The sequence below is a fragment of the Nocardioides turkmenicus genome (assembly GCF_011045035.1).
GTDB lineage: Bacteria > Actinomycetota > Actinomycetes > Propionibacteriales > Nocardioidaceae > Nocardioides > Nocardioides turkmenicus.
Genome location: NZ_JAALAA010000015.1, coordinates 65,031 through 91,253, shown reverse-complemented (window position 1 = coordinate 91,253; position 26,223 = coordinate 65,031). Strand labels below are relative to the sequence as shown.

29 protein-coding genes and 1 pseudogene are annotated in these 26,223 nt (G+C 70.9%); 8 read left to right on the top strand and 22 right to left on the bottom strand.

Annotated elements, in window-relative coordinates; translation table 11 throughout:
• Positions 1–4: 4 nt before the first annotated feature.
• Positions 5–1,024, top strand: coding sequence for an iron-siderophore ABC transporter substrate-binding protein (locus G5C66_RS17785; protein ID WP_165112289.1), 1,020 nt, complete (start codon positions 5–7; stop codon positions 1,022–1,024).
• Complete coding sequence (locus G5C66_RS17780; RefSeq protein ID WP_165112288.1) at positions 1,021–3,120, top strand: Fe(3+)-hydroxamate ABC transporter permease FhuB; 2,100 nt, start codon at positions 1,021–1,023, stop codon at positions 3,118–3,120. Before G5C66_RS17785 ends, G5C66_RS17780 begins: the two co-directional genes overlap by 4 nt.
• Positions 3,121–3,134: 14 nt before the next feature.
• Here G5C66_RS17780 and G5C66_RS26910 read toward each other — a convergent pair whose 3' ends face one another.
• From G5C66_RS26910 to G5C66_RS17735, 9 genes are all read right to left on the bottom strand, one after another.
• Positions 3,135–4,178: an ATP-binding protein gene (locus G5C66_RS26910; protein WP_165112287.1), complete on the bottom strand. Its 1,044-nt coding sequence runs from the start codon at positions 4,176–4,178 to the stop codon at positions 3,135–3,137.
• Positions 4,179–4,216: 38 nt separating this feature from the next.
• On the bottom strand, positions 4,217–5,419 hold the full coding sequence (locus G5C66_RS17770; RefSeq protein ID WP_165112286.1) for an oxygenase MpaB family protein: 1,203 nt from the start codon (positions 5,417–5,419) through the stop codon (positions 4,217–4,219).
• Positions 5,420–5,452: 33 nt separating this feature from the next.
• The gene (locus G5C66_RS17765) at positions 5,453–6,640 is read right to left on the bottom strand and encodes an MFS transporter (protein WP_165112285.1); all 1,188 of its coding nucleotides are present in this window, start codon (positions 6,638–6,640) and stop codon (positions 5,453–5,455) included.
• A gap of 2 nt (positions 6,641–6,642) precedes the next feature.
• Positions 6,643–7,686 carry a MerR family transcriptional regulator gene (locus G5C66_RS17760; RefSeq protein ID WP_165112284.1) on the bottom strand — a complete coding sequence of 348 codons (1,044 nt, stop codon included), beginning with the start codon at positions 7,684–7,686 and terminating at the stop codon, positions 6,643–6,645.
• 83 nt (positions 7,687–7,769) lie between these two features.
• The gene (locus tag G5C66_RS17755) at positions 7,770–8,543 is read right to left on the bottom strand and encodes a TrmH family RNA methyltransferase (RefSeq protein WP_165112283.1); all 774 of its coding nucleotides are present in this window, start codon (positions 8,541–8,543) and stop codon (positions 7,770–7,772) included.
• A 5-nt stretch (positions 8,544–8,548) separates the two neighbouring features.
• The gene (gene rplT / locus G5C66_RS17750; protein ID WP_008359372.1) at positions 8,549–8,932 is read right to left on the bottom strand and encodes a 50S ribosomal protein L20; all 384 of its coding nucleotides are present in this window, start codon (positions 8,930–8,932) and stop codon (positions 8,549–8,551) included.
• A gap of 45 nt (positions 8,933–8,977) precedes the next feature.
• Positions 8,978–9,190 carry a large ribosomal subunit protein bL35 gene (locus G5C66_RS17745; RefSeq protein ID WP_008359371.1) on the bottom strand — a complete coding sequence of 71 codons (213 nt, stop codon included), beginning with the start codon at positions 9,188–9,190 and terminating at the stop codon, positions 8,978–8,980.
• 70 nt (positions 9,191–9,260) lie between these two features.
• Positions 9,261–9,926: a translation initiation factor IF-3 gene (infC, locus tag G5C66_RS17740; RefSeq protein WP_338144219.1), complete on the bottom strand. Its 666-nt coding sequence runs from the start codon at positions 9,924–9,926 to the stop codon at positions 9,261–9,263.
• A gap of 372 nt (positions 9,927–10,298) precedes the next feature.
• On the bottom strand, positions 10,299–10,793 hold the full coding sequence (locus tag G5C66_RS17735) for an SseB family protein (RefSeq protein ID WP_165112282.1): 495 nt from the start codon (positions 10,791–10,793) through the stop codon (positions 10,299–10,301).
• A 100-nt stretch (positions 10,794–10,893) separates the two neighbouring features.
• Between G5C66_RS17735 and G5C66_RS17730 the strand changes: the two genes are divergently transcribed.
• The gene (locus G5C66_RS17730; RefSeq protein WP_165112281.1) at positions 10,894–11,343 is read left to right on the top strand and encodes a cellulose synthase; all 450 of its coding nucleotides are present in this window, start codon (positions 10,894–10,896) and stop codon (positions 11,341–11,343) included.
• 1 nt (position 11,344) lies between these two features.
• The gene (locus tag G5C66_RS17725) at positions 11,345–11,893 is read left to right on the top strand and encodes a nucleoside/nucleotide kinase family protein (protein WP_241248627.1); all 549 of its coding nucleotides are present in this window, start codon (positions 11,345–11,347) and stop codon (positions 11,891–11,893) included.
• Between the two features lie 133 nt (positions 11,894–12,026).
• Here the strand turns inward: G5C66_RS17725 and G5C66_RS17720 are convergent, their stop codons facing one another.
• The 5 genes and pseudogenes from G5C66_RS17720 to G5C66_RS17700 all read right to left on the bottom strand — a co-directional run bounded on the left by G5C66_RS17720 (position 12,027) and on the right by G5C66_RS17700 (position 16,806).
• Positions 12,027–12,974, bottom strand: coding sequence for a TauD/TfdA dioxygenase family protein (locus tag G5C66_RS17720; protein WP_338144216.1), 948 nt, complete (start codon positions 12,972–12,974; stop codon positions 12,027–12,029).
• A gap of 26 nt (positions 12,975–13,000) precedes the next feature.
• A pseudogene (locus G5C66_RS17715) lies at positions 13,001–13,904 on the bottom strand (ABC transporter permease).
• On the bottom strand, positions 13,897–15,126 hold the full coding sequence (locus tag G5C66_RS17710; protein WP_165112280.1) for a quaternary amine ABC transporter ATP-binding protein: 1,230 nt from the start codon (positions 15,124–15,126) through the stop codon (positions 13,897–13,899). The pseudogene G5C66_RS17715 and the gene G5C66_RS17710 overlap by 8 nt, the downstream one beginning before the upstream one ends.
• Positions 15,126–15,713 carry a glycine betaine ABC transporter substrate-binding protein gene (locus tag G5C66_RS17705; protein WP_165112279.1) on the bottom strand — a complete coding sequence of 196 codons (588 nt, stop codon included), beginning with the start codon at positions 15,711–15,713 and terminating at the stop codon, positions 15,126–15,128. Before G5C66_RS17705 ends, G5C66_RS17710 begins: the two co-directional genes overlap by 1 nt.
• Positions 15,714–15,942: 229 nt before the next feature.
• On the bottom strand, positions 15,943–16,806 hold the full coding sequence (locus G5C66_RS17700; RefSeq protein ID WP_165112278.1) for a LysR family transcriptional regulator: 864 nt from the start codon (positions 16,804–16,806) through the stop codon (positions 15,943–15,945).
• Between the two features lie 60 nt (positions 16,807–16,866).
• On the opposite strand from G5C66_RS17700, the gene G5C66_RS17695 reads away from it, so the two are divergent.
• Positions 16,867–17,769 carry an aldose epimerase family protein gene (locus G5C66_RS17695; protein ID WP_165112277.1) on the top strand — a complete coding sequence of 301 codons (903 nt, stop codon included), beginning with the start codon at positions 16,867–16,869 and terminating at the stop codon, positions 17,767–17,769.
• 24 nt (positions 17,770–17,793) lie between these two features.
• Here G5C66_RS17695 and G5C66_RS17690 read toward each other — a convergent pair whose 3' ends face one another.
• From G5C66_RS17690 to G5C66_RS17675, 4 genes are all read right to left on the bottom strand, one after another.
• On the bottom strand, positions 17,794–19,008 hold the full coding sequence (locus G5C66_RS17690; RefSeq protein ID WP_165112276.1) for a GDSL-type esterase/lipase family protein: 1,215 nt from the start codon (positions 19,006–19,008) through the stop codon (positions 17,794–17,796).
• Between the two features lie 91 nt (positions 19,009–19,099).
• Positions 19,100–19,552 carry a PH domain-containing protein gene (locus tag G5C66_RS17685; RefSeq protein WP_165112275.1) on the bottom strand — a complete coding sequence of 151 codons (453 nt, stop codon included), beginning with the start codon at positions 19,550–19,552 and terminating at the stop codon, positions 19,100–19,102.
• Positions 19,536–20,381 carry an ATP phosphoribosyltransferase gene (hisG, locus tag G5C66_RS17680; RefSeq protein WP_165112333.1) on the bottom strand — a complete coding sequence of 282 codons (846 nt, stop codon included), beginning with the start codon at positions 20,379–20,381 and terminating at the stop codon, positions 19,536–19,538. The genes G5C66_RS17685 and hisG overlap by 17 nt, the downstream gene beginning before the upstream one ends.
• A 33-nt stretch (positions 20,382–20,414) precedes the next feature.
• A complete protein-coding gene (locus tag G5C66_RS17675; RefSeq protein ID WP_008359350.1) occupies positions 20,415–20,678 on the bottom strand; it encodes a phosphoribosyl-ATP diphosphatase in 264 nt (87 codons plus the stop codon).
• Positions 20,679–20,785: 107 nt separating this feature from the next.
• Here G5C66_RS17675 and G5C66_RS17670 point away from each other — a divergent pair, with 107 nt between their 5' ends.
• Together G5C66_RS17670 and G5C66_RS17665 are read left to right on the top strand one after the other, a co-directional pair.
• Complete coding sequence (locus G5C66_RS17670) at positions 20,786–21,040, top strand: helix-turn-helix domain-containing protein (RefSeq protein WP_165112274.1); 255 nt, start codon at positions 20,786–20,788, stop codon at positions 21,038–21,040.
• A complete protein-coding gene (locus tag G5C66_RS17665; protein ID WP_165112273.1) occupies positions 21,037–21,657 on the top strand; it encodes a hypothetical protein in 621 nt (206 codons plus the stop codon). The genes G5C66_RS17670 and G5C66_RS17665 overlap by 4 nt, the downstream gene beginning before the upstream one ends.
• A 15-nt stretch (positions 21,658–21,672) precedes the next feature.
• Here the strand turns inward: G5C66_RS17665 and G5C66_RS17660 are convergent, their stop codons facing one another.
• From G5C66_RS17660 to G5C66_RS17645, 4 genes are all read right to left on the bottom strand, one after another.
• Positions 21,673–22,206 (bottom strand): gamma carbonic anhydrase family protein, encoded by a 534-nt coding sequence (locus G5C66_RS17660; protein WP_165112272.1) that lies wholly within the window; start codon positions 22,204–22,206, stop codon positions 21,673–21,675.
• Between the two features lie 24 nt (positions 22,207–22,230).
• Positions 22,231–23,268: a cation diffusion facilitator family transporter gene (locus G5C66_RS17655; RefSeq protein WP_165112271.1), complete on the bottom strand. Its 1,038-nt coding sequence runs from the start codon at positions 23,266–23,268 to the stop codon at positions 22,231–22,233.
• The gene (locus tag G5C66_RS17650) at positions 23,265–23,621 is read right to left on the bottom strand and encodes an ArsR/SmtB family transcription factor (RefSeq protein ID WP_165112270.1); all 357 of its coding nucleotides are present in this window, start codon (positions 23,619–23,621) and stop codon (positions 23,265–23,267) included. The genes G5C66_RS17655 and G5C66_RS17650 overlap by 4 nt, the downstream gene beginning before the upstream one ends.
• Before the next feature lie 277 nt (positions 23,622–23,898).
• Positions 23,899–25,140 (bottom strand): HNH endonuclease signature motif containing protein, encoded by a 1,242-nt coding sequence (locus tag G5C66_RS17645; RefSeq protein WP_165112269.1) that lies wholly within the window; start codon positions 25,138–25,140, stop codon positions 23,899–23,901.
• A gap of 466 nt (positions 25,141–25,606) precedes the next feature.
• On the opposite strand from G5C66_RS17645, the gene G5C66_RS17640 reads away from it, so the two are divergent.
• The gene (locus tag G5C66_RS17640) at positions 25,607–26,215 is read left to right on the top strand and encodes a class I SAM-dependent methyltransferase (protein WP_165112268.1); all 609 of its coding nucleotides are present in this window, start codon (positions 25,607–25,609) and stop codon (positions 26,213–26,215) included.
• Positions 26,216–26,223: the final 8 nt, after the last annotated feature.

Genomic DNA, 26,223 nt, shown 5'->3' with positions numbered 1-26,223 from the left:
AGACATGATTCGACGTACGACGACGGCTGCCCTGGCGACGGCTTGCGCAGCCCTGCTGCTCACCGCGTGCGGCCAGACCACGACCGCCGCCGAGACGGACACGTCCGAGAAGAAGGCCTCCGCGGGCTGCGAGGGTGTCGAGACCTCGACCGGCCCGGTCAGCCTGACCGACTCCTTCGGCAACAAGGTCGAGCTCGACAAGCCCGCCGAGCGGGTCGCGGTGCTCGAGTGGCAGCAGACCGAGGACCTGCTCACCCTGTGCGTGGACCCGGTCGCGGTGGCCGACGGCAAGGGCTTCCGCACCTGGGACACCGCCGAGGAGCTCCCCGAGAGCGCGACCGAGGTCGGCACCCGGGGCGAGCCGAACCTGGAGACGCTCTTCGGCACCAACCCCGACCTGATCGTCGTCGAGGCCTACACCGCCGAGGACGAGATCCTCAAGCAGCTCGCCAAGTACGACGTCCCGGTCCTCGCCACCAAGGGCGCCGACGCCAAGGACCCGGTGGCCAACATGATCACCACCTTCGAGATGATCGCCGAGGCCACCGGTCGCGAGCAGCAGGCAGAGAAGGTCGTCGGCGAGTTCGAGGACAAGCTCGCCGCGTCGAAGAAGGCCGTCGCGGACTCCGACGCCGCCGGCACCGAGTTCGTCTACTTCGACGGCTGGATCGACGGCGCCAACGTGGCGATCCGCCCGTTCGGCCAGGGCTCGCTGATCGGTGAGCTCGGCGAGGAGATCGGGCTGAAGAACGCCTGGAAGGGCGAGGTCGACCCCGCGTACGGCCTCGGGCAGACCGACATCGAGGGCATGACCACCCTCGGCGACGCCACCTTCTTCCACACCGGCACCGTCGACCCCGCCGGCGACATCAACGCCGAGCTGGCCAAGAACGACGTCTGGAAGTCGATCCCCGCCGTCAGCGAGGGTCGCACCCACGCCTTCCCTGAGGGCATCTGGACCTTCGGCGGCCCCCGTTCGGCCGAGCAGGTCCTGGACGCGTACGTCAGCCTGCTGGCGAAGTGACCGATGCCGTCAAGGCTCCGCGGGCAGGCACGGGAAGCGCCTCTGTCGTCCTCCTGTGCCTGCTCGCCGGGCTGCTGCTGACCGCCTGCTGGCACCTCACCCAGGGCACTTCCGGCGTCGGTCCCGCAGACTTCCTCGATGCTCTGCTCGGACGTGACCAGGCGCACGGCGCCACCGCGTCGACGATGGAGATCATCACCGGATCGCGCATCCCCCGTCTCGCCGCGGGCATCGCGGTCGGCTTCGCCCTCGGCGTCGCCGGGGCGCTCCTGCAGTCGCTCGCGCGCAACGCCATGGCGGCCCCGGACACCCTCGCGGTGACCGGCGGCGCCTACTTCGCGGTCACCCTGGTGGCGGCGCTCGGCCTGTCAGTCCCGCTGTGGGCCTCCGGCATCACGGCCTTCCTCGGCGGTCTGGTGGCCGCCGGCCTCGTGCTCGCGCTCGCCGGCGGGGCGGGTACGTCGACGACCCGGCTGATCCTGGCCGGGTCGGCCGTCGCGCTCGCCCTCCAGGCCGCGACCTCGACGCTGCTGATCCTCTACTCCGAGGAGACCACGAGCCTGTTCGCCTGGGGCAGCGGCTCGCTGAGCCAGCTCGGGCTGCGGGCGTTCTGGCAGGTGGCCCCGGTCGTCCTGGTGGCGACCGTGTGCGGCCTGCTGCTGGCCCGCCGGCTCGACCTGCTCTCCGCCGGCGACGACGCCGCCTCGGTCCTCGGGGTCCCGGTGCGCTCGACCCGGGCGGTCGGGACCGTGCTCGCGGTGCTGCTCACCTCCGCGTCGGTGACGCTGGCGGGGCCGATCGGCTTCGTCGGGCTGTGCGCGCCGGTCCTCGTCCGCCTGCTCGGCCGCCTCGTCCCGACGCTCAACCGCCACGTCGTGCTGCTGCCGGCCGCGGGTCTCGTGGGCGCCCTCGTGGTCGTGGTGGCCGACGTCGTCGTCCGCGCCGCCCTCGGCGCGGACGCGGCCATGTCCGTTCCCACCGGGGTGACGACGACGATCGCCGGCGCGGTCGTGATGGTGCTCCTCGCCCGTGGTGGGCGCGACTCCGGACCGACGCGCCGCCCGCCCGGCGCGACCGTCACCATCCGCAGCAGGCTCCGGTTCCTGGTGGTGCTCGTCCTCCTGCTGGCTCTCACCGTCGGAGCGACCGTGGTCGGCCTGCTCGCCGGCCACCAGTGGCTCTACACCGGCGACATCGTCGCCTGGCTGCAGAACCAGGGCATCCCGCTGGTCCAGTTCGCCCTCGACGAGCGGGCGCCGCGCGTCGGTGCCGCCGTGCTCGCCGGTGGCGCTCTCGCCCTGGCCGGCACGTTCGTCCAGGCGACCTGTCGCAACCCGCTGGCCGAGCCGGGGATCCTCGGCATCACCGGCGGCGCCGGTGTCGGCGCGGTCATCGTGGTGACCGGGCTGTCGGCGGGCTGGAGCGGCGGCACCTCGGCCGCCGCCTCGACGACCACCATGCTCATCGCCGCGACGATCGGCTCGCTGGTCGCCTTCGGCCTGGTCTACGGCCTGGCCTGGCGGCACGGGATCGACACCGACCGGCTGGTGCTCATCGGCATCGGCGTCTGGTACGGGTCGGTCTCCCTCAGCACCTTCCTCCTGGTGCGCTCCAACCCCTGGGACACGCCGCGGATCTACACCTGGCTGTCCGGCTCGACCTACGGCCGCAGCTGGGAGCAGGTCGTCCCGGTCGCGGTCGCCCTGGCCGTCGCGATCCCGATCGCGTTCATGGTGCGTCGCGAGCTCGACCTGCTCACCCTGGACGAGGACACTCCACGACTGGTCGGGGTCTCCTCGGAGCGGGTGCGGCTGCTGATCCTGCTGACCGCCGCGGTGCTCACCGCGATGGCGGTCTCGGCGGTCGGTGTCGTCGGCTTCGTCGGCCTGGTCGCGCCGCACATCGCGCGTGCCCTCGTCGGCGGACGGGCCGTACGCGTCGTCCCGGTCGCCATCCTGGTCGGGGCGCTGCTCCTCGTGGTCGCCGACGCCATCGGACGCGCCGCGATCAGCCCCGCCCAGATCCCGGCGGGTCTCGTCGTCGCGCTCATCGGCGCGCCGTACTTCATCTTCCTGCTCGCCCGGTCCAGGCCGTGAGCGGGGAGTGAGCGTCAGGCCGACGGCGGGTTCCGGGGCCAGCCCACCTCGATGCGGGCCCCGCCGCCGTCGGCGTCGGCGATCCTGACCGACCCGCCGTGAGCCTTGGTCAGGCCACCGACGATGTAGAGCCCCAGGCCCGAGCCGCCGCGGGCGCCGTGCTTCCAGAACTTGGTGAACACACGCTGGCGCAGCTCCACCGGGATGCCCTCGCCGCGGTCCTCGACCACCAGGAGGACCTGGTCGGGGTCATCGGGCCATGCGCCCAGGCTCACGGTGACGACACCGTCGCCGTGGCGTACGGCGTTCTCGACGAGGTTGGTGACGACCTGGGTGAACTTGTCCGGGTCGGCGTGGATCTCGAGGTCGGCGGGGTCGGCGGAGATCTCGAGCTCGATCGGCCGCGAGGTCGCCGAGCGCACCGACTCGACCACGCGGGTGACCAGCACGGTCGCGTCGCTGGCGCGCGGGTAGAGCTGGAGCCGGCCGGTGTCGATCCGGGCAACGTCGAGGAGCTCGGCGATCAGCCGGGAGAGCCGGTCGGAGTCGGAGGCGACGGTGCGGAGCATGAGCTTCTTCTGGTCGTCGTTGAGTCGGTCCCACCGGTTCAGGAGCGCCTGCACGAACCCCTTCACGCCGGTCAGCGGCGAGCGCAGCTCGTGGGCGACCGTGGCGACCAGGTCGGAGCGCTCCCGGTCCAGGCGCTTGCGGCCCCGCCCCGAGCGCAGCGAGATCGACACCTGGTCGACCGCGGCGTCCAGCGCCGGGCGCCGGATCGTCGAGACGACGAGCACCTCGGTGCCGTCGGGCAGCAGCCAGGCCTGCTCGGGGGTTCCGGTGACGGTCGGCAGAGTCTCGTAGGGCCGGTTGACCTTGGTCCAGCTGTGTCCTTCGGTGTTGCTGAGCGTGAGTACGTCGCTCAGCGGACGCCCGAGGCTCGCATCGGGGTCGACGCCGAGCATCCGACCGGCCAGGGCGGAGACCAGGACGACCATGCCGTCCCCGTCGGCGACGACGACACCGTCGGGCAGGGCATCGGCGAGTTCTCGGGCGTCCACGCCCGCCACCCTAGACCGACCCGGCGGATCCGGGGCGGCTACTCCGGCCGATTGCTCAGCGGCAGCGTGATCGGCGCCGGGTCGCCGGGCGAGAAGTAGATCTTGATGAACGTGTGCACGGCCTCGGGGAGCAGGTTGGAGACGAGCGGGATGTTCGGCACGGTGCTCTGGTAAGAGGTGACCAGCAGCGGCACGGAGGTCGCCCACACCGGCGCGAGCACCGGGTCCTTGTCGAAGGCGATCATGTCGGCGTACGCGTCCCCGATGACGTAGCGCCCCAGCGACTCCAGCTCGTGGCGGAGCACCGGGTTGCCCTCGCCGATCACCGAGTCGAGCAGCGCCTGGGCGAGCTCGACGCCCTCCCGGGTGCCGCCGGTCGCCGGACCCATCACCTGGTCGTACTGCGCGTACGCCGCGGCCCAGTCCTTCGGCAGGTACTGCTCCTGCACACCGAGCAGGTGGAGGTCGACGTTCCAGGCGTGCAGGAACGCGTCGGCGAGCTCCGTGCTCGGGGCGATGTCCCACTCGGTGAACTTCCGCATCACCCAGGTGCCGAGGCTGTGGAAGGTGACCAGGATGTCGGCCTGGCTGATCGGGATCTCCTGGCCGGCGCCGACGCTCGCCCAGTGGGGAGACTGCGGCAGCAGGTGGCGTACGGCGGCGTGGACCATCCGGGTCTTGACGGAGTTGACCATCAGACTGCCGGTGGCGGTCCAGCCCTGGGCGTCCATGACGTCGTAGCCGAGCACCGTCGTCTTGGCGATCCGGTCGCGCATGTCCGAGCCGCCGTAGGAGTAGTAGACCGACCACGCCTCGCGCTTGATCGCGCAGCTGATCAGGCCGCTGCCGAGTGTGTAGAGGAGGGCGAGGAAGAAGCCGTACCTCTCCTCGTTGAACGAGCCGGCCAGCTTCAGCTTGCCCTGGTCGGCCCAGGCCGGCAGGGCTCTCGCCTCCTCGATGAAGTCCTCGAGGTAGGTCGGGAGCCCGTCGGGAAGGGGCTGGTCGTTCCTGGTCCAGCCCTTCAGGATCTCGTTGACCTCGGCGACCTTGGCGATGCCCTCTCCGTAGAGGCGCTCGATCACCGGGTCGGCGCGGACGTCCCACACGTACTCGGGATCCAGCCCGTCCCCGGTGCCTGCGATCGACGCGCTCGGCGCCCACGTCCACAGCGGGAGCGTCGCGCCCGCTGCGGCCGCCGCGCCGCCCGAGGCCAGCAGTCGTCGTCTGCTCAGGTTCGTCATACCATCGAGTGAAACAGATTTACCTTTCGTGTATCAGACCCTCTGGGGTATCGGGTTCGGCAGCTTCGCCACTCGGATCGCGGCCGGGACCGTCGCCAGGAGCAGAGCCCCGATGACCACCAGCGCGAGCCGTACGTCGACCCCGGCCGCCGCGCCGAGAAGCGGTGTCGCAATCAGGACCGGACCGGTCTGAGCCAACTGGATCAGGCTCGAGAACCGGGCGAGCATCTCCGGCGGGGTGCGGGTGACGTAGACCGGGAAGAGGTAGGTGGTCAGCATCGTCGTGCCGGCGCCGACGAGGCCGATCGCGAGCACCCCCGCCCAGACCTCCGTAAACAGCGCCAGCACGCCCACACCAGCGGCCGCGACCACCGGGCCGGCGACGGCGACCGGCGCGCGTGGCGCACCTCGGCGGGCGACGATCAGCGTCATCACCAGTCCCCCGGCCACCCAGGCGCCCGAGACGAGGCCGGTCTCCGCCGCGGTCCAGCCGCGCTCGCGCCCGGCGAGAGGCAGCGTGAGCATGACCAGCGGAAGCACGGTCACCGCGAGACCGGTGACCGCGACCAGGACCGGGACGACGCCTGCTGTGTGCCGAGCGGCCCGGGCGGCATCGACCAGGCTGCGCCAGACCGAGCCCTCGCTGGGCTTCGGGGCCGGCTCGTGCGGCGGCCGGACGAGAAGGAGAGCGGTGAGCACGAGGGCGAACGTCGCCGCGTCCAGGCCGGCGGTCAGCGGCAGTCCGCCGAGGCCGATCAGGAAACCGCCCGCAGCGGGGCCGGCGGTACGGGCGATCTGGTGGGCCGACGCGACCAGGGCCATCCGCCGGTCGAGGTCGCCGGTCCCGAACAACCGCGGGAAGACCCCTTCGGCCGGGCGCCGCAGTGCCTGGAGAGTGCCCGAGAGGGCACCGACGGCGACCAGCATCCACAGCTCCGCGCCGCCGATCGCGCCGACCGCGAACGCGGCCATCACCAGCACCATCGCGGCGTCGCACGCGGCCATCGTGCGGCGGATCCCGATCCGGTCGGCCAGCACTCCCCCGGCGAGCACCAGCACGGCGAGCGGGATGCCTTCGACGGTCAGCACCAGGCTGGCCGCATCGGCGCCGAAGCCCGCCGCGGCCCAGCCGATCGCGAAGAAGGTCAGCGAGTCGCCGAAGACCGAAACGGTCGACGCAGCCAGCCAGGGGCGGAACCCCCGGCCTTCGATCAGGCTCACCCTCAGCTCGCCGTGTCGTGGCGCACCGGCATGACCAGTGCGGTGAAACCTGGCAGGTAGGGCGAGGTGAGGACCAACGGCCGGTCCGGGGCGGTCACCGCCAGCTGGATCTCCTCGCCCAGGCACGCGGCCAGGGCGCGGCCGAACAGGGCCGTCCCCAGCCGGAGCCGGACCGGCGGGCCGGTCACCACGCCGCGTACGTCGCTCTGCTCGGCGGTGTGCGGCGAGCGGAGCAGGGCATGGTCGCCGAGGAAGAGGTCGACCTCGGCGTAGGCGGCCGCGTCGAGACCGGCGATCAGGTCGGCCTTGCCGAGCACGGCATGGGTGACGCCCGGCTCGAGGCCGGCGAGCACGAGGCGATGAGCCGGGTAGGTGGCGTCGCGGCCGAGCGACCGGCCGGCGAGGGTGAGGGTGCCGTCGGCGATCCGCAGCCCGGCGGTCGTCATCGCGTCCAGCCGGTCGGCCAGCGCGGCGGCGTCGGGCAGGGACAGGACCGCCCGGCCGCCGTCCCCCTCGGCCGACGCCGGCAGCTCCCGCACCGCCATCCAGTAGCGGTTGGTCGCGACCACGTCCACACCGTTCTCGTCGACGTCGACGAGGACCGAGGCGAGCTCGGAGGCCGGGTCCGACTCCGCCGCGTGCCGCACCTGCCGGATCGCCGCGGCCAGCATGGGACCGGGCAGCTCGACCAGCGCGGGTTTGGCGGCAGGGCCGGCGTCGACGACGGCCAGCACGCCGCGTACGGCCTCCTCGGCGCGCCCCGTCCGCGCCGTCTGCTCCTCCAGGAACGCCGCCAGCGCGGCCCGCGCGTCGGCCGCCGACGAGTCGAGCACCACCCGCATCGTCTCGATCGGCACCCCGGCCTCCCGCATGCCCACGATCAGGCGGGCCCGATCGGCCAGATCGGGGGTGTAGTAGCGATATCCGGTCGCAGCGTCGACCTCGGCCGGCACCAACAGCCCGCACTCGTCGTAGTGACGCAAGGCGCTCGCGGTCAGGCCCACGGCCCGCGCGAACGCACCGATCGTCAGCAGTGGCTCATCCATGTGCCAACCATCGTCCTTCACGCGAGTTGAAGGTCAAGCCGACCGCCGAGGCGGGATGCTCACCGAGATACCTCGGTGAACATTCACCCCCGCTGCGCCCGCGCCGAGGCGTAGAGGCAGAGCGCGGCGGCGGTGGAGAGGTTGAGCGACTCGGCCTTCCCGAAGATCGGGATGCTCACGATCTCGTCGGCCTCGGCGGCCAGCTCGGACGGGAGACCCCAGGCCTCGTTGCCCATCAGCCAGGCGGTCGGCCGGGCGAGGAGATCATCCGCCGAGAACAGGTCGGCGGTGCCGTGCATGTCGGCGGCCAGGACCGTCAGCCCTGCGGCCTTGGCGGCCTTGACCGCGGCCACCGGGTCGCGCTCGACCGTGATCGGGAGATGGAACGCCGAGCCGACCGAGGCCCGGATCGTCTTGGGGTTGTAGAGGTCGACCGAGTCGCCGGCCAGGATCACCCCTGACGCACCGGCGGCGTCGGCACAGCGGATGACGGTGCCGGCGTTGCCGGGATCGCGTACGTCGGCGCAGATCACCACCAGCGGACCGGCGATGTCGGCGAGGGGGACGTCGTGGAACCGGCACAGCGCCACCACACCGGCCGGAGTGACCGAGTCTGACAGACCGGCCATCGCCCGGTCGTCGACGAGCGTCACCTGCTGATCGGCGAGCAGCGAGGCGTACGTCTCGGCTCCCGCCTCCGTCGCGAAGATCTCCTCGACGCACCCGGGCACGCCGAGAGCGCCCTCGACCGCCTTCGGCCCGTCCGCAAGGAAGAACCGCCGCTCGGCACGGGCCGAGCGGCGGCTCAACTTGCGAGCCTCCTTGACGCGAGCGTTACCCGCGGAGAGAGGCGTCATATTTCTCAGGCGTTCGCCGGGGCGTTGACGTCCTCCGGCAGAGCAGCCTTGGCCTGGGCGACGAGCGCGTTGAACGCGGCCACGTCGTTGACGGCGAGGTCGGCGAGGATCTTGCGGTCGACCTCGATGCCGGCCAGGTTGAGACCCTGGATGAAGCGGTTGTAGGTCATGCCCTCGGCGCGCGCCGCAGCGTTGATGCGCTGGATCCACAGGCGACGGAAGTTGCCCTTGTTCTTGCGGCGGTCGTTGTAGGAGTAGACCAGCGAGTGGGTGACCTGCTCCTTCGCCTTGCGGTAGAGGCGCGAGCGCTGGCCCCGGTAACCGGAGGCCCGCTCGAGGGTGGTGCGACGCTTCTTCGCAGCGTTCACTGCGCGCTTGACGCGTGCCATTTCAGTGCTCCTTGAATGCTAGGGAAAGTTTCGGGTGATCGGCGCTCAGCGGCCGAGAAGCTTCTTCGCGCGCTTGACGTCGGCGGGGGCGAGCTCCACCAGACCAGCGTTGCGACGGTGCTTCTTGCGGGAGCCGGTGGTCGGCGCGGAGGCGAACGCAGCGCCGGACTTGCGGCCGGCCTGCAGGCGCTGGATCTTCCCGGAACCGGTCACCTTGAAGCGCTTCTTGGAACCGGAGTGGGTCTTGTTCTTCGGCATAGTTCTTCTCTCTTTCGTCGTCCGGCCGGTCACGGGGCGCCGCGGCGGCGGAAGTCAGTGGATCGACCGGTCAGAGGTCGATGTCAGGGTCGAGGTTCTCCGAGCGGCGCTTGACCTTGGGCGTCGAGGCCGGTCGCGCGGCGTTCGCAGCCGTACGCTCCGCCTTCTCGGCGGCCTCGTCGGCGGCACGCTCGGCGGCCTTCTCCTCCTTGGCCGTCTTCGCCTCCACCTTGGCGTCGGCCTTCTTCTTGTGAGGGCCGAGCACCATGATCATGTTGCGGCCGTCCTGCTTCGGCGCGGACTCGACGAAGCCCAGCTCCTGGACGTCGTCGGCCAGCTGCTGCAGCAGGCGGAAGCCGAGCTCGGGACGGTGCTGCTCACGACCGCGGAACATGATCGTGATCTTGACCTTGTCCCCAGCGTTGAGGAACCGCACGACGTGACCCTTCTTGGTCTCGTAGTCGTGCTTGTCGATCTTCGGACGAAGCTTCATCTCCTTGATGATCACGTTCGTCTGGTTTCGACGGGCTTCACGGGCCTTCTGGGCGTTCTCGTACTTGAACTTCCCGTAGTCCATGAGCTTGCAGACCGGCGGCTTGCCCTGCGGGGCGATCTCGACCAGGTCGAGGTCGGCCTCCTGGGCCAGGCGCAGCGCGTCAGGGGTCGGCACGATGCCGACCGTCTCTCCGTTGGGACCAACGAGGCGGACCTCGGGAACCCGGATCCGGTCGTTGATACGAAGCTCAGTGCTGATGTGTCCTCCAGTTGTTGTGGCTGCGGAGGCTCTGGATCAGGTTTCCGGGCCGCGTGCACGGGCGGTCCGGAAATGAAGAAGGCTTCCGCTGGAATTGTCACAAGCGGAAGCCAGTCATAACGCTCACCCGTGCACGGGCTCGCACCACCGAAACCCTCGCACACGGCACTGTTTCGGGACCGGACCCGACGACCTTTGTTGCGTGCGGTCGATGCGGGTGGGAGAACATTTTCGTGATCTCCGCTTGTTGGATCAACCGACGGCGTACGTCGGCTGATCGGTCAACACGGAACACTACTGCAACATTCCCCGGCGTCCCAATCCCCAGGGCGCCGCGGCGTCAGGCGCAGCCGGTCAGGGCCGCACCCAGGCCGTACGCGGCCCGACGGTCGCCAGCTGCCAGCCCTCGGCCAGCTTGTGCAGGTCGTCGCCCTCGATCGCGAACGGCACCGGACCGGCGAGGTCGAGCACGAGCGCGTCGGCACCGTCGTGGACGGCGGCGCGCGCGGCGTCGCGCAGCGAGACCGGAACGGGGCGGGCGTCGGCCTGCCACGCCTGCAGGGGTGCGGTGCCGGTGAAGCCGAGCAGCGCCTGCCGCCCGTCGGCGCCGGTGAGCAGCACGGTGGCCATGTCGGAGGTCTTGTCGTGGGCCAGACCGGCCTCGTCGACCTCGACCTCGCCCAGGACCGCGACGACCGGGACGAGCACCCGCGCGGCGGCGAGCGTGCTGAGCACGTCGGCTTGGGAGACCTGGCCCGCGGCGTACGACCTCATCACGGCCGCGACCTCGGGACTGGTCTCGCCGGTGTCGCCGGGAAACGAGGTGCCGAGGAGTCGCTTGTCGTTCATCGACCCCATTGAACCTCAGCCGGAGTCCCAGCCGAAGATCAGGGCCGATATCGGGGTGAGTCCGGGTGTCGCGTCACCGTCGCTGTGGGAGTCTGGAGGTATGGACCAAGGCGCCTACCTCGCACTAGCCGCCGCGCTCACCGTGCTGGGCGCGATCTGGACCTGGATCGCGTTCCGACGGCGCGGTCTGGGCGCCGGCGTGAAGGGCCTGGGGTGGACGCTGCTCGCCCCGGCCGCCTACCTGACCGGGCTGCTGCGTGCCGGTGGGCGGATCGTGGACGCGATCGCCGACTGGGCCGCGCGGCTGGTCTTCAGCCCGACCGTCTGGATCGGGTTCGGCATCGCCGCGCTGGCGATCGTGCTGATCTTCCTGGCCCGGGTGCTGCCCACCAAGGAGAAGCCGAGCCGCGCAGCCCGGAAGGAGGCCGGCGCTGCCCCCAGCCCCGCCTCGGTATCCGCACCGAAGACCGCCCAGGGCCCGGTGCTCGATGACGATGACGACGACATGGCCGACGTCAACGACATCTTGAAGAAGTACGGCATCTCCTGACTTGACCGACCCGAGCGTCCAGCCCGCCGTCGATCTGCTGACGATCGCGATGAGCCGCCCGGCCACCCTCGGCCCCGGGCGGCTGATCTGCGTCGACGGCCCCGCCGGCTCCGGGAAGACCACGCTCGCCGCCGCCCTTGCCGAGATGACCCAGGCCCCGGTGATCCACATGGACGACCTGTACGACGGGTGGGACGGTCTCGCCGCCGGCATCGCCCAGCTCGAGACGATCCTGCTCCCCCTCGTCGAGGGCGCCCCGGGTTCCTACCGCCGCTACGACTGGCACCGGGGCACCTACGCCGAGACCGTCATGGTCCCGCCGTGCCCGCTGCTCGTCATCGAGGGCGTGGGCAGCGGAGCGGCGGCCTATGACGGCTTCCGCACCGCCCTGGCATGGGTCGACGCCCCGGTCGAGGTGCGCAAGCGTCGCGGCATCGACCGCGACGGCGACACCTTCGCGCCCCACTGGGACGCCTGGGCCGCCGCCGAGACCGCGCACTTCGCGGAGAGCCTGACCGCGGCCCGCGCCGACGTCGTCGTCAACACCTAGCCCCCGCTGGTCGAGCCGCCGGAGCCGCTAGGCGGAGGCGTGTCGAGACCAACACAGTCCCCTCTGCGCTCGATGGGGCCGTGTTGGTCTCGACTCGCTCGGCCGCAGCGGCCTCGCGGCTCGACCAGCGGTGTCAGGAGATCAGCTCGTCGAGCCGGCTGTAGGCCCGTGCGTCGCCCTGGAGCACGACGGAACGGCGCCCGTCGACCGAGACCGGTACGTCGCCCGCGACCGTGACGCGGCGCATCTCGCGCGGGTGGTGGTCGAAGTCGGCGACCGCGTAGTGCTGGGTGGCGCGGTTGTCCCACATCGCCACGTCGCCGGGCTGCCAGGCCCAGCGGATGGTGTTCTCGAGCTTGGTGACCCGGTCCTGGAGCAGGTTGAAGAGGTGGATCGACTCGGTGGAGGTGAGGCCGTCGAACTCCTTCACGAACGAGCCGAGCACGAGGGTCCGCTCCCCCGTCTCCGGGTGGACACGGACGACCGGGTGCCGGGTCTCGAAGTGGATCGAGGCGAAGTCGTCGCGGGAGTAGTTGGCGTCGGGCTGCTCGTGCTCCTCGTCGCGCTGGGCGTAGTCGTAGGAGTTGGTGTGCACCGCCCAGAGCTCGTCGGCCAGCGCCTTCAGCGGCGCCGGGAGCCGGTCGTAGGCGGCCGCGGTGTTCGCCCAGATCGTGGTGCCGCCGTAGGGCGGCAGGGTCACCGCGCGAAGCACCGAGATCGCCGGGACCCGGTCGACGAAGGTGACGTCGGTGTGCCAGGCGTTGGCCGCCATCCCGGCGTTGGCGGTGACCCGCAGCACCCGGCCGGACCCGGTGTTGACCGTCGGGTGCGCGGTGGTCAGCTCGCCGAACCTGGCCGCGAAGTCGCTCTGCTCCTCGTCGGTGAGCCCGTCCTGGCCCCGGAAGAAGAGCACCTTGTGGCGCAGCAGGGCGCTGCGTACGTCCTGGATCTGGGCGTCGTCGGCGTCGGCGAGGCGCAGCCCCTCGATGACGGCGCCGATCCGGGCGCCGGCGCGGCGGACCCGCAGTCCCGAGGGGGTCTCGACGACGTCGACGGGGCGGTGCAGCTCGGTGATGGTCACGTTCGTTCTCCGATCGGGGATGAGGTTCAGGCTGGGACGAGCTCGGGCTCGGCGGTCTTAGCGGAAGCACCGCCGAGCCGCTTGGGCCACCAAGACGGTGCCAGGCCGCGCTGGCCGCCGAGTGCGGCCGAGACCCGGTCGAGGTAGATCGCGATGACGACGACGGCCAGGCCGCCCTCGATCGAGGCGCCGATCTGCAGGCCCTGGACGGCGTTGACGACCACACCGCCGAGGCCCGATCCCGCCGACCAGGCCGGCGACGACGACCATCGAGAGGGCGAGCATGATCACCTGGTTGACGCCGGTCATGATCGACTCCTTGGCCAGCGGGAGCTGCACCTCGCGCAGGATCTCCCAGCGGCCCGCGCCGAAGGCGGTGGCCGCCTCGACGGTCTCGGCGTCGACCTGGTTGATCCCGAGCTGGGTGAGCCGGACGGCGGGCGGGAGCGCGAAGACGATCGTGGCCACCAGGCCGGGGGCGTCGCCGACGCCGAAGAAGAGGATCGTCGGCAGCAGGTAGACGAAGACCGGCAGGGTCTGCATCAGGTCGAGCACCGGCCGCAGCGCCGCCCGCAGTGGTGTCGAGAAGGCGGACCAGATGCCCAGCGGGATGCCGATCACCAGCGCGACGGACGTCGCGACCAGGACCGAGGTGGTGGTCTGCATCGTCTCGTACCACAGGTCCATCGACTCGATCAGGAGCAGGCCGGCGGTCAGCACCAGGGTGAGCACGACCTTCCTGGTGACCAGGAGCGCGATCACGGCGAGCACGACGATCATCGCGACCGGCGGGAGGCCGCCGAGCACGTTGTAGACCATCCGGAGCAGGAAGTTGAGCGCCTCCTTGATGCCGTCGAAGAACGGGCCGAGGTTGTCGGTGAGGACGTTGATGACGCCCTCGCCGATCTCGCCGATGTGAAGGTCAGGCATGGGCCACCTCCTTGGTCTCGGTGCCGGCGGAGTCGCCGTTCGCGGTGGACAGGGCGGAGAGGATCGCCGCCCGCGGCACCACCCCGACGATCCGGCCGTCGTCGTCGAGCACGGTCACGGGCACCACCTGTCGCCCGGCGAGCTGCATGAAGTCGCCGACGACGTCGTCGGGCCCGACCTGCTCGTAGGGCTCCCCCAACGCCTCGCGCAGACTCTCGTCGCTGCTCAGGTCGGCGACCCGGTCGGCGGTCACCACACCGAGCAGCCGGTCCTCGGCGTCGGTCACGAAGGCCCCGGTGACCTCGTTCTCGCCGAGCTTGGTGAGCGCGTCCGCCCGGCTGGTCTCCTCACCGAGCACGAGGCGCGGCGGCCGCACCAGGTCGCCGGCGCTGAGGACGCGGGCCCGGTCGACGTCGGAGACGAACTCGCTGACGTACTCGTCGGCCGGGTGGGCGACGATCTCGGCCCCCGGGGCCAGCTGGACCACCCGGCCGTCGCGCATCACCATCACCCGGTCGCCGATCCGCATCGCCTCGTTGAGGTCGTGGGTGACGAAGACCGTGGTGCGCTGGTCCTGGGCCTGGAGCTCGACGAGCAGATCCTGCATGTCGCGGCGGATCAGCGGGTCCAAGGCCGAGAACGGCTCGTCCATCAGCAGGATCGGCGGGTCGACGGCCAGCGCACGCGCCAGGCCGACCCGCTGCCGCATGCCTCCGGAGAGCTCGTGCGGAAGCCGGTCGCCGCGCCCGCCCAGGCCGACCCGCTCGAGGGCGGCGTCGGCCTTCTCCAGACGCTCGGACTTCGTGGTGCCGCGTACCTTCAGGCCGTACGCCGCGTTCTCCCGCACCGTCCGGTGCGGGAAGAGCGAGAAGTGCTGGAAGACCATCCCGATGCCGTTGTTGCGCAGCTCGCGCAGCCTCTGGTCGGAGACCTTGGTGATGTCCTCGCCGTCGATCAGCAGCTCGCCGGCGCTGGGCTCGTTGAGGCGGTTGATCATCCGCAGCACGGTCGACTTGCCCGAGCCGGACAGCCCCATGACGACGAACATCTCGCCCTTGGCGATCTCGAAGTCGATCTCGTGGGCGCCCAGGTAGCCGCCGGCTGCCGCTGCCGCCCGGCGGGGGTCCTCGGCGGTCAGTGCCTTCTGGGCCTGTCTCCGGCCGAGGCCGTACACCTTGCTCAAGCCTCGCCCGACGATCGCGGGCTGGGTAGTCTCGCTCATCAGATCTCAGCCTTCTCTCCGTCGGCGTCCTCGACCCCGTCGAGGAACCTGGCGACCTTCTCGGGGTCGTCGACGATCCACGCCTTCGCGATGTCGGCGAGCTCCTTCCCGGACTTGTCGTGGTCGTAGTAGAACTGCCCGGCCTCGTCGGTGGTGAAGCTCAGGTTGGACAGGAACTCGGCGATCTCGGGGTTCTCGTCCTCGAACCCCTTGCGGGTGACGGTGCGGATCTCGCCGGCGCCGCCCCAGACCTTGTCGGGGTCCTCGAGGAAGGCCGCGTCGAACTGCACGGTCATCCAGTGCGGGCTCCAGCCGAGGAACACGATCGGCTGCCCCGCCTTCTGCGACTTCTCGACCTGGGCGAGCATCGCCGGGGTGCCGCTGGCGACCAGCTTCCAGTCGCCCAGGCCGTACGCGTCCTCGTCGATTGCCTTCTGGATGGTCTCGTTGCCCGGGGAGCCGGCCTCGATCCCGTAGATCTTCCGGCCGAACCTCGCGCCGTTGGCGTCGAGGTCGGCGAGCGACTCGATGCCGAGCTTCTCGGCGACGTCGCCGGGGACGGCCGGGGCGTACTCGGTGCCCTTCACGATCGTGGAGAGCCTGCACCACAGCGAGCGAGCGTGACAGCTTCGCCCAGAGCGACTCCGGTGGAGCAGAGAACTCGGTGGTCCTCGCCGAGCAACCCTGGGTCGACCTCCAGGTCGAGAACGAGATCGCCGTCCAGATCCTCCAGGAGCTCGGCTACGACGCCAGCATCAAGAAGAACCTCTCCGTCTAGAACGCCGCGACCGCGGTCTCCTCGGGCCAGATCGACGCCTACCTCGGCAACTGGTGGCCCTCCCAGGAGCCCAGCTTCGGCGATCCCATCGAGCAGGGCGACGTCGAGACGCTCACCCGCGTCACCGGCGTCAACGGCACCACCTGTGCGCCGGCCCGCGCCGCCGCACCGGCCATGCCCTCGGTCAGCACCGCCACCCCGGCGCGAGCCAGCACCAGCGGGATGATCGAGGCGACGTGGGCCGTCTCGATGGCGACCTCCATGGGCAGGCCGGCGGTCTCGAGGCGGGCGTCCAGGAACGTACGCAGCGCGGTGCCCGCCGGCGTCGCGATCAGCCCGGCCTCGGCGAGCTCCTCGATCCGGATCTCCTCCGGCGCCTCACGGGAGGGCGGCAGCACCGCCACCAGCTCGTGCTCGGCCAGCCGGTGCGAGCCGAACGGGCCGTGCGGCGGCGCACCGTCGATCAGGCCGACGTCCGCCTCACCCTTGCGCACCTGGTCGAGCACGTCGGAGCGGTGCTGCGGGTCGGTGACGACGACCTGGGCGGCGGGCTGGATCCGCCGGAACTCGGCGAGCACCGGCACCAGCGGCTCGACCGCCCACACCGTGCTGGACGTGATCCGCAGCCTGCCGAACCCCGTGTCGGAGACCGACCGGACCGCGCCCGCAGCGAGCTCGAAGCCGCGTACGACCCGGCGGGCGGGACCGAGCAGCGCCGAGCCTGCCGGGGTGAGCCGCACTCCCCTGCCATGCCGTTCGAACAGCGGGCCACCCCGCTCGCGTTCGAGCCCGCGCACGGCGTACGACAACGACGGCTGGGCCACGTGGAGCCGGGCCGCGGCGCTGGTGAAGCTGCCGGCCTCGGCGATCGCGAGGAAGAACTCCAGCTGTCGTCGCTCCATGGCCCGAGGCTAACCCGACCAGCCCGCCGGACGGTTCGGGCGGCTGGATAGCCTGTGCGCGTGCTGAGACCGAGTGGAGAGCAGTTCACGATCGACGGCGGCGGCTACACCGCGACGGTGACAGAGAGCGGCGGCGCGCTGCGGCTGCTGTCCTACGACGGCCGCGACCTCGTCGCCCCCTTCGGCGACGAGGAGCAGTCCAGCGGCGGCAAGGGGCAGCTGCTGGCGCCCTGGCCCAACCGGATCCGCGACGGCCGCTACGAGTTCGGTGGCAAGAGCTACCAGCTCGGGCTCACCGAGGTCGCCCGCAACAACGCCTCCCACGGCCTGGTGCGGTGGGCGCAGTGGCTGCCCATCGAGGAGGCCAAGAGCTCGATCACCCTCGCCACCCGGCTGATGGCGCAGAGCGGCTACCCGTGGACGCTCGACCTCGAGGTGAAGTACGCCGTGGGTCCCGACGGGCTCACCGTGACCCAGTCCGCCACCAACCACGCCGACTCCCCCGCGCCCTACGCCGTGGGCGCCCACCCCTATCTCACCGTCGGCGACGGCCCGGTCGACGGCTGGACGCTCACCCTGCCGGCGCGCACCCGCCTGCTCTCCGACCCGGACCGCAAGCTGCCGACCGGCAGCGAGCCGACCGCAGGGACGGCCTACGACTTCACCACCGCCAAGCCGATCGGCGACGTCGTGCTCGACCACGCCTTCACCGACCTGGACCGCGGCGAGGACGGCCGAGCGACGGTCACCCTGCAGGGTCCCGACGGCGGCGTCGCGCTCTGGGTCGACGAGCGCCACCCGTGGCTGATGGTCTACAGCGCCGACGAGCAGTCGCCCGTCCGCGGCAGCCTCGCCGTCGAGCCGATGACGGCTCCCCCGGACGCGTTCAACTCCGGCACCGACCTGATCGAGCTCGCCCCCGACGAGCGCGTCGAGGTCACCTGGGGAATCACGGCGATCTGATCGCCGCGATCGAATCCGGGTGCTCTAGCGGTCACACTCCAGCATCGACAGGTCGAACGCCTCCGCCATCGCCGCGTAGCCGGCGTCGCCCGGGTGGAGATGATCACCCGAGTCGTACGCAGGAAGGAACCGCGTCGGCCGCTCGGGGTCGCGCGTGGCGGCGTCGAAATCGACGACGCCGTCGAACTCGCCGGAGGTGCGGATCCAATCGTTGACCGCGACCCGGACACGGTCGCGCTCGGGGGTGTAGCGGCTGCCGCCCTCGTACGGCGTCAGGGTGGCGCCGACGACGCACACGTCTTCGGCGTGCGCCTGGTCGATCAGGTCGCGGTAGCCCGCGATCAGGTCGGCGGGCTCATCGGCGAAGTCCCAGCGGATGTCGTTGATCCCGGCGAGCAGCACCACCGTGGTGACGCCGGGCTGGTCGAGGACGTCGCGCCGGAAGCGGTCCAGGCCCCGCTGGCCGCCGGCGCCGTCGGCGAGGACCCGGTTGGCGGAGATGCCCTCGTTCATCACGCCGAACCTCCCGGCGAACCGGCTCGTCGCGATCCGGTCGGCCAGCACGTCCGGCCAGCGCCGGTTGGCGCCGACGGTCGAGCCGTTGCCGTCGGTGATGGAGTCGCCGAAGAGCACCGCGGTCTTCACCTGGCGCGGCTTCTCGACGACGACGCTCTCGACCCAGTACCAGCTCGAGATCTGCGTCGTGAAGGCCGCGCCCGACTCCTCGGCGGCCACGTCCGCGCCCGCGGTCGCGGCGAGGTAAGACGTCTGCATGGCGACGTTGTGTCCGGTGATCGGGCCACTCTCGCCCACGACGTGGAAGCTGACCGCGAGGGTCGTGTCGGCCGGCACCGTGGCGTCGACCGGGTCGCTGAGCACCTCGGTCCCGGGGGCGACGGTCACCTCGTCCGCGCCGGAGAAGGTCAGCGGCCGGTTGGTGCCGGGCACCACCGCGGCCCCCTCACCGGCCACCCCGACGTGCACCGACGTGAACGTCACCGGACGGTCACCGAAGGCGTTGGAGAGGCTGACGCGTACGCCGGAGCCACCCAGCGAGGTGTGCACCAGGTTGCGCACCGACCTGTCCACCAGGCCGGTCGCACCGGCTTCGCCCGCCACCTTGTCGGCCGAGGCGCCCCAGGTGCCGACGGGGTGCACCGGCGCCGCCTGCGCCGGCATGGTCGAGGCCAGGGTGAGCGCGGCCGCGAACGCCGCGAATGCACGAGTCCAGGAGATCACGCCGACACGCTAGGGCGCTGCGCGCGCCGCGATCAGCAGTCGGCGAGAGGATTCCCCGAAGCGTAGTACGGGGTTCGCCGAGCGGTCGCTGCTAGGACAGCTCCTCGACCAGGGTGCGCAGCGTGCGCACCGCCTTGCGGGACGCTAGCCCGTCGGAGGCCTGGATGCCGAGGGCGGAGATGTTGTGACCGGATGACAGGTCGATGTTGGGCCACGGCGCACCGCGCGGGAAGTTGATCGCGAGGATCTCGGCCCACTCCAGGTCGCGGCGCTTGTAGCCGTTGACCACGGTCAGGCCGTCCTCACGGGCGACGACCCGCGACCGGGTCAGCGCGTGCACGCAGACCACGATCCCGAGCCCCACGGCACCGAAGGTGAGCCGCTCGAACATGGTGACCTGGGCCTTGATCTCGGGCGTGAACCCGACCCAGACCATGGTGCACATGATCCCGAGCGCAGCCACCAGGAACCAGCCCATCACACGGGCACCGAGCGGACGCCAGGTGTGCGGCAGCTTCACCGGAAGGTCAGATCCGGCAGGCATTGATCTCGGTCAGCAGGATCGCGCGGGCACCCACGGCGTACAGGTCGTCCATCAGCTTCTGCGAGCCCTTGCGCGGCACCATCGCCCGGACCGCGACCCAGCCCTCGCGGTGCAGCGGGCTGACCGTCGGCCCCTCGAGCCCGGGCGTCATCGCGGACGCCTCGGCGAGGAACTCGGCCTTGATGTCGTAGTCCATCATCACGTAGCTGCGGGCGATCAGGACGCCGTCGAGGCGCCGCCGGAAGGTCTCGTACGCCGGCGGGAGCTGCGCGCCCGAGCGGGTGATCACCACGGCCTCGGAGTGCATGATCGGCTCGCCGAAGATCTCCAGGCCGGCCTGGCGCATCGTGGAGCCGGTCTCGACCACGTCGGCGATCGCGTCGGCGACACCGAGCTGGATCGAGGTCTCCACGGCGCCGTCGAGGCGGGTGACGCTGGCGTCGATCCCCTCGCGCTCCAGGAACGCGGAGACGACCCCGACGTAGGACGTGGCGATCCGCTTGCCGCGCAGCTCCTCGACCGAGGTGAAGTCGCCGGCGCGGCCGGCGAAGTGGAAGCGGGAGCGGCCGAAGCCGAGCCCGACGACCTCGTCGGCCTTGGCGCCGGAGTCGAGGAGCAGGTCGCGGCCGGTGATGCCGATGTCGAGGGTGCCCTCGCCGACGTAGAGCGCGATGTCGCGCGGGCGCAGGTAGAAGAACTCGACGCCGTTCTCCTCGTCGATGAGGGTCAGGCGCTTGGAGTCGTCGCGCTGGCGGTAGCCCGCCTCGCGCAGCAGGTCGGAGGCGGCGACGGACAGCGAGCCCTTGTTGGGGACGGCGATCCGGAGCATGCCCTCTGCGGAGGTTTCAGTCATGTGTGATCCCTACAGGTGTGAGTAGACGTCGTCGATCGAGATTCCGCTGGCCAGCATGAGCACCTGGGCGTGGTAGAGCAGCTGGGAGATCTCCTCCGCGGTCGCTTCCTTGCCCTCGTACTCGGCCGCCATCCAGGACTCGGCGGCCTCCTCGACCAGCTTCTTCCCGATCGCATGGACCCCGGCGTCGAGCTGTGCCACGGTGCCGGATCCTTCAGGTCGGGTCCGGGCCTTCTCACTCAGCTCGGCCCAGAGCTCGTCGAACGTCTTCACGAGCGTCAAGCCTATGCCGTCGGCGACCCCGCCCCCGAATCGTCTCACCCCGGCGATAGCAGTCCTGCTATGGACATCCATAGCAGGACTGCGATACCGTCGATCTCATGAGCACCAGCGACGAGGACACCGCGTTCTACGTCGGGATCGCCGCCCAGGTCACCGAGCACCGGGTCGCGCGGGGGCTGTCCCAGCGCGAGCTCGCCGAGCTCTGCGGGACCACTCAGTCGGCGATCGCACGGCTGGAGTCGGGGTCCCGCCCACCCAAGATCGACACCCTCCTCCGGGTGGCGGCCGCTCTCGACTGCCGCCTCGAGGTCGGCTTCCGCGCCCGCACCCGAGCCCACAGGAGCACGCCATGAAGACCCCGATTGCCGCCGACGAGGTCGAGTCGACCCGCAGCGAGCGGTTCCTGGCGGTCGCGCTGACCGCCTTCCTGCTCGTCGGCACCGTCTGGTTCTACGTCAAGGTGGGCGGCTGGTGGCCGCTCTACCGCGACTGGGACCAGTGCAACGACGGCGTGATGCCGTGCAAGGTCCCCGGCCACGAGGCGATCCAGATCGGCGTACGCATCGGCTTCATCATCCTGCTCTGCCTGATCGGCTTCGGGGTCCTCTACCGGCTGCGCCGCAGCGGCTCCCGCTTCCTCCCGCTCGGCTTCGCACTCGCCGCGACCGGGGTGATCATGGCCCTGGTCTTCGCGTTCCACTACACCTTCGAGTACGCCGACTTCGGCCCGCTCATCCTGTCGCTGTTCGGGGCCGCGGCCACGGTCGGCGTGTTCATCGCCGTCCAGCGGCTGCTCGCCAGGCGGATCCCCGCCATGCGCGTACGCAAGGGCGACTGCCCCTACTGCGGCTACCCGGCCCGCGGCGAGCACTGTGAGGGCTGCGGCCGGGAGACCATCGCCCCGTGCGCGACCTGCGATGCCGACCGCAGGGTCGGCTCGCTGCACTGCGTGGCCTGCGGAGCCGAGTAACCCTCAACCTGAAGGTCAGGGTTTGACCGGGCGAACGGTCGATCGATGGAGCTTCATGAACTCCACATAACCCGGCGCGTTGAGCTCCAGGATCGCCGCCGGGTTGGTGCCAGGCTCGATCGTGCCGCGGATCTTGGCCGGCACGCCCATCACCAGGCTGCGGTCGGGCACCTCGGTCCCCTCGACCACCATCGCCCCGGCCGCGATGAGGCAGCCGTCGCCGATCACCACACCGTCGGAGACGACCGCGCCGTTGCCGATCAGCGAGCCGGTGCCGATGCGGTCGCCGTGCACCACGCAGCCATGGGCGATCGTGCTGTGCGCTCCCATCTCGAGGGAGGACCCGGGGCGGACGTGCAGCACCGAGTTGTCCTGCACGTTCGATCCCTCGCCGATGATGATCGGTCCGATGTCGGCGCGCAGCACGGCGCCGTACCAGACGCTGGCGTTCGGCCCCAGGCGTACGTCACCGATCAGCGTCGCCGTGGGCGCGACCCAGGCCTCGGGATGGATCTGCGGACTCTTGCCGTCGAACTCGAAGATGTTCATCGGAGCAGAGCCTAGGACCAGCCGTCAGTGCGTGCCCTCGGGGCTGACGTGGAGCACGACGCTGGTCAGGCGCGGCAGCGCCTCCAGGAGGTGCTCCTCGGCGTGGTGAGCGATGTCGTGCGCGGCGGAGACCGCGAGGTCGGCGGGCACGATGATGTCGCCGTCGGCGTGGAGCGTGTGCCCGATCCACCGCAGTCTCAGGCTGCGCACCTCGAGCACGCCGTCCACGGTGCCGACCGCTTCCCGGGCCCGGCGGACGTCCTCGGGGGTGACGGCGTCCATCAGCCGGGCGCCGACCTGCTTGAGCGCCGAGCGCAGCACGCCCAGGATCGCGACCGCGATCAGCAGCCCGATCAGCGGGTCGGCCCACGGCACCCCGAGCGCCACGCCGGCCGCCCCTGCCACCACGGCCAGCGAGGTGAAGCCGTCCGTACGCGCGTGGAGACCGTCTGCGACCAGGGCGGCCGAGCCGATCTGGCGGCCGACACGGATCCGGTAGCGCGCGACGATCTCGTTGCCGAGGAAGCCGACCACTCCGGCCGCGGCGACGGCCCAGACGTGCTCCACCTCGCGGGGATGGAAGAGCCGGTCGACCGCCTCCCAGCCGGCCAGGATGCTGGACAGCGCGATCATGGCGACGACGAACAGGCCGGCGAGGTCCTCGGCCCGGCCGTAGCCGTAGGTGAAGCGGTCGTTGGCCGGCCGCCGCGCGAGCCAGAACGCCACCAGCAGCGGCACCGCCGTCAGCGCGTCCGCGACGTTGTGGAGCGTGTCCCCCAGCAGGGCCACCGACCCGGTCAGGCTCACCACGACCGCCTGGATCCCGGCCGTCACCGCGAGGACGCCGAGGCTGATCCACAACGCCCGCCGGCCGCGTACGTCGGCTTCGAGGGCCTCGTCGACCTGGTCCGCGGCGTCGTGGGAGTGGGCCCCGAAGACGTCCGAGACCGCGTGCCGGACCCGCGCCCACCGGCCGTCGTGCGCGTGTCCATGACCGTGGCCATGACCGTGCTCATGACTGTGCGCGTGGTCGCGGCGGTGGTCGTGCAGCGTATGGGTCATGCCGACTCCTCCCCGGATCGGTGGTGCGCCGGGACTTGGTCCAGGAGATGCTGCACGTGGCCGATCGTGTCGAGGACCAGCTGGCGCACGTGGCCGTTCTCGACCCGGTAGAGCACCGAGGTGCCCTCCTTACGCGTGGTCACCAACCGCGCCATCCGCATCTTCGCCAGATGCTGGGAGACGCCCGGCACCGGCTTCTCCAGCAGCCCGGCGAGCTCCGAGACGGACCGCTCCTCATCGAGCAGCAGCCCCGCCATCTGCAGGCGCGTCGGATCGGCCAGCATCCGCAGCACCTCGACGGCGAGGGTGACCACGTCGTCACCCCACACCGGAGGTTGCGTATTTGCATGCATGCGCAAATTATAACGCTACGACGGCAGGAACCCTCCCCACCAACGCCGAGTCGGCGCATCTGTCCCGAACCACACCCCCGAGTCGGCGCATGTGCCTCGGCCTACGGCCCCGAGTCGGCGCAACTGCCGCACGCAACGGGAGCGGCCAGGACACGCTTCCACGCACGCGGGACAGACGCGCCGACTCGATGCCGTGGCGCGGGGCAGCCGCGCCGACTCGGCAGCGCACGCGGGTCTCGTGCGCTCGACCGTGACGTGGATCGTTGTGATCGGTGGTCTAGGTGCGCCGGGTGAAGCGGATGTCGCCGTTGGGTAGTCGTTCGTGAGTAAAGGCGGGGTCGTGGGCGCGGTGGTGGTGATGGCTGCAGAGGAGGGCGGCGTTGTCGGGGTCGGTCGCACCTCCTCGCGTCCATTCGATCCAGTGGTGGGCTTCGGACCAGGTCCCGGGGATGTCGCAGCCTTCGGCCTCGCAGGTCGCTGAGCGAAGGAGCATCGCTCGGCGTTGGGCTGCGGTGAAGAGGCGTTGTTTGCGGCCGAGGTCGAGCACCTCGGAATCGCCGCCGAGGACGGCCGGGAGGATGTTGGCGGTGCAGGCCAAGCGCCGGACTTCGGACGCAGTCAGAGCAGTGCCGCCGATGGTCTGGGCGATGCCGGCCTCTTTGCGGAGCTGGTCGAGGTCGATGGTCACGATCACCGTGGTCGCGTCCCCGCCATGGATGGGCAACCTGGCCGGGTCGAGGGTTTCGAGCAGCTGGCACAACGCACGCCCGAGGCGTCGGTCGTAGGGCAGGAACTCGCCGGTCTCGGTGCGGGTGCCGTCCTCGCGCCTGGGTGAGGCGAAGGCTTCCAGGTTGGTCGCGAGCCGGTCCGCGGCCGCGTCCGGGACCACGGCCGTGATCCGGGTGGTGCCGTCCCCGAGACGCCGCATGCTCAGTCGGGTCTTCTTCCGGGCGTGGGCTTCCTCGGCGGCGAGGCGTCGGGCTTCTTCGGCTTCGGCGATCTCGGGGGCGATGACATCCAGGATCCGGCGCCCGAGGCGGCGTAGCCGGGCGGGGTCGAACTCGGTCGCGTAGGCGACCAAGGTCTGTTCGGCTCTGATCCGGACCTCGGGGTCGAGATCGGCTGGGAGCTCATCGAGGGCGTTCACGATGACGTGGGCTTGGGCGAGGTTGCAGGCACCGGTTCGCATCGCAGCGGCGACCAGGCCATAGGTGCGGTCCAGGGCGGACGCGAGCCGGAGGTCGGCCCGCAGGGTCTCGGGGCGCTGGTGGGTGTGGTGATGCAACCAGGCCGCCACATCCCGAGCGGCAGCCTCCGCTGCGACATCGGCAGCGGTCGCGATCACCCGCAGTTCCAGCTCGGCCAGCTGGGCTTTCGCTCGGGCGATCTCGACCAGAGCGGTCGCCTTCTGGTCGGTGGCCATGAACGACGGGTTCGCATCCGCCACACCGTCCAGGACGCCGGTGATCGCGACCACGGCCCCCAGCACGGGGTGTTGGGGCTGTTGCAGCGTGGTCATCGAACCGGTCACCTCCCGACGTACGAACTCGTCACGCCCGCTGGTGCGGGTGTGTTCTGGTTCGCTGGTCTTGGAGACCCGGCAGTACGGGCTATTACTTACCCTCGCAGCTCAGCGTTCACGCCCCTGGTTCCCCTGGATTACCCCACATCGAAGGGTGGGGCACGCCTCGTTTGAGGTGGTCGGCCTTCACGTTTACGCCTGCGCCGAGTCTACCACACCAAGCAAAATCAAGCCAACCCGATCAGGGACAGGTATCCCAAACCAAACCCAGACCGCTGCTGGAAGCCGGCAAGACAGGCAAATGGCACCCAACCCAGACACCCAGGCCTCTAAATCCCCCAAGCCAGACAACGTATTGGCCCCACCCGCGCTGGCACCCGGACACGCGACCAACGGACACACATCCACACTCCCCACAACAAGGCGGCCTGCGAACCCCCGAAGCCATTACCCTCGGTCCCCCATGACCACGACCGAGATAGGCGCCGCCTACGACAGCCGCGCCGCTGAGTACATCGACCTCTTCGGCACGATCGAGCAGCTGGCCGCCCAGGATCGCGACACGATCGACACCTGGCGCACCGGCGTCCGCGGCCGGTTCCTCGACGCAGGCTGCGGCCCCGGACTCTGGAGCGGGTTCCTGGCGGCCGGCGGGACCCGGGACGTGGTCGGCATCGACGCGTCCGCGGAGTTCGTGACCGCGGCCCGGGGACGCTTCCCGGAGATCGCCGTCCACCAGGCCGACCTGACCGCGCTCCCGCTCGCCGATCGGTCGGTCGGAGGCATCCTGGCGTGGTACTCGATCATCCACACCCCACCCGCCGAGCTCCCCGCGATCCTGGGCGAGTTCGCTCGCGTGCTCTCCCCCGGCGGGTCGGCGCTGATCGGCTTCTTCGACGGCGAACCCGGCGAGGCGTTCGACCACGCGGTGCACACCGCCTACTACTGGTCCGCGGAGGCACTCGCCGACCTGCTCGCCCCGCACGGGTTCACCGTCGAGCGGGCCTCCGCACGACAGGACCCGGGCGCACGCCGCCGCCTGGGCGACCTGGTGGCGATGCTCACGGCGTGAGCCGCCGC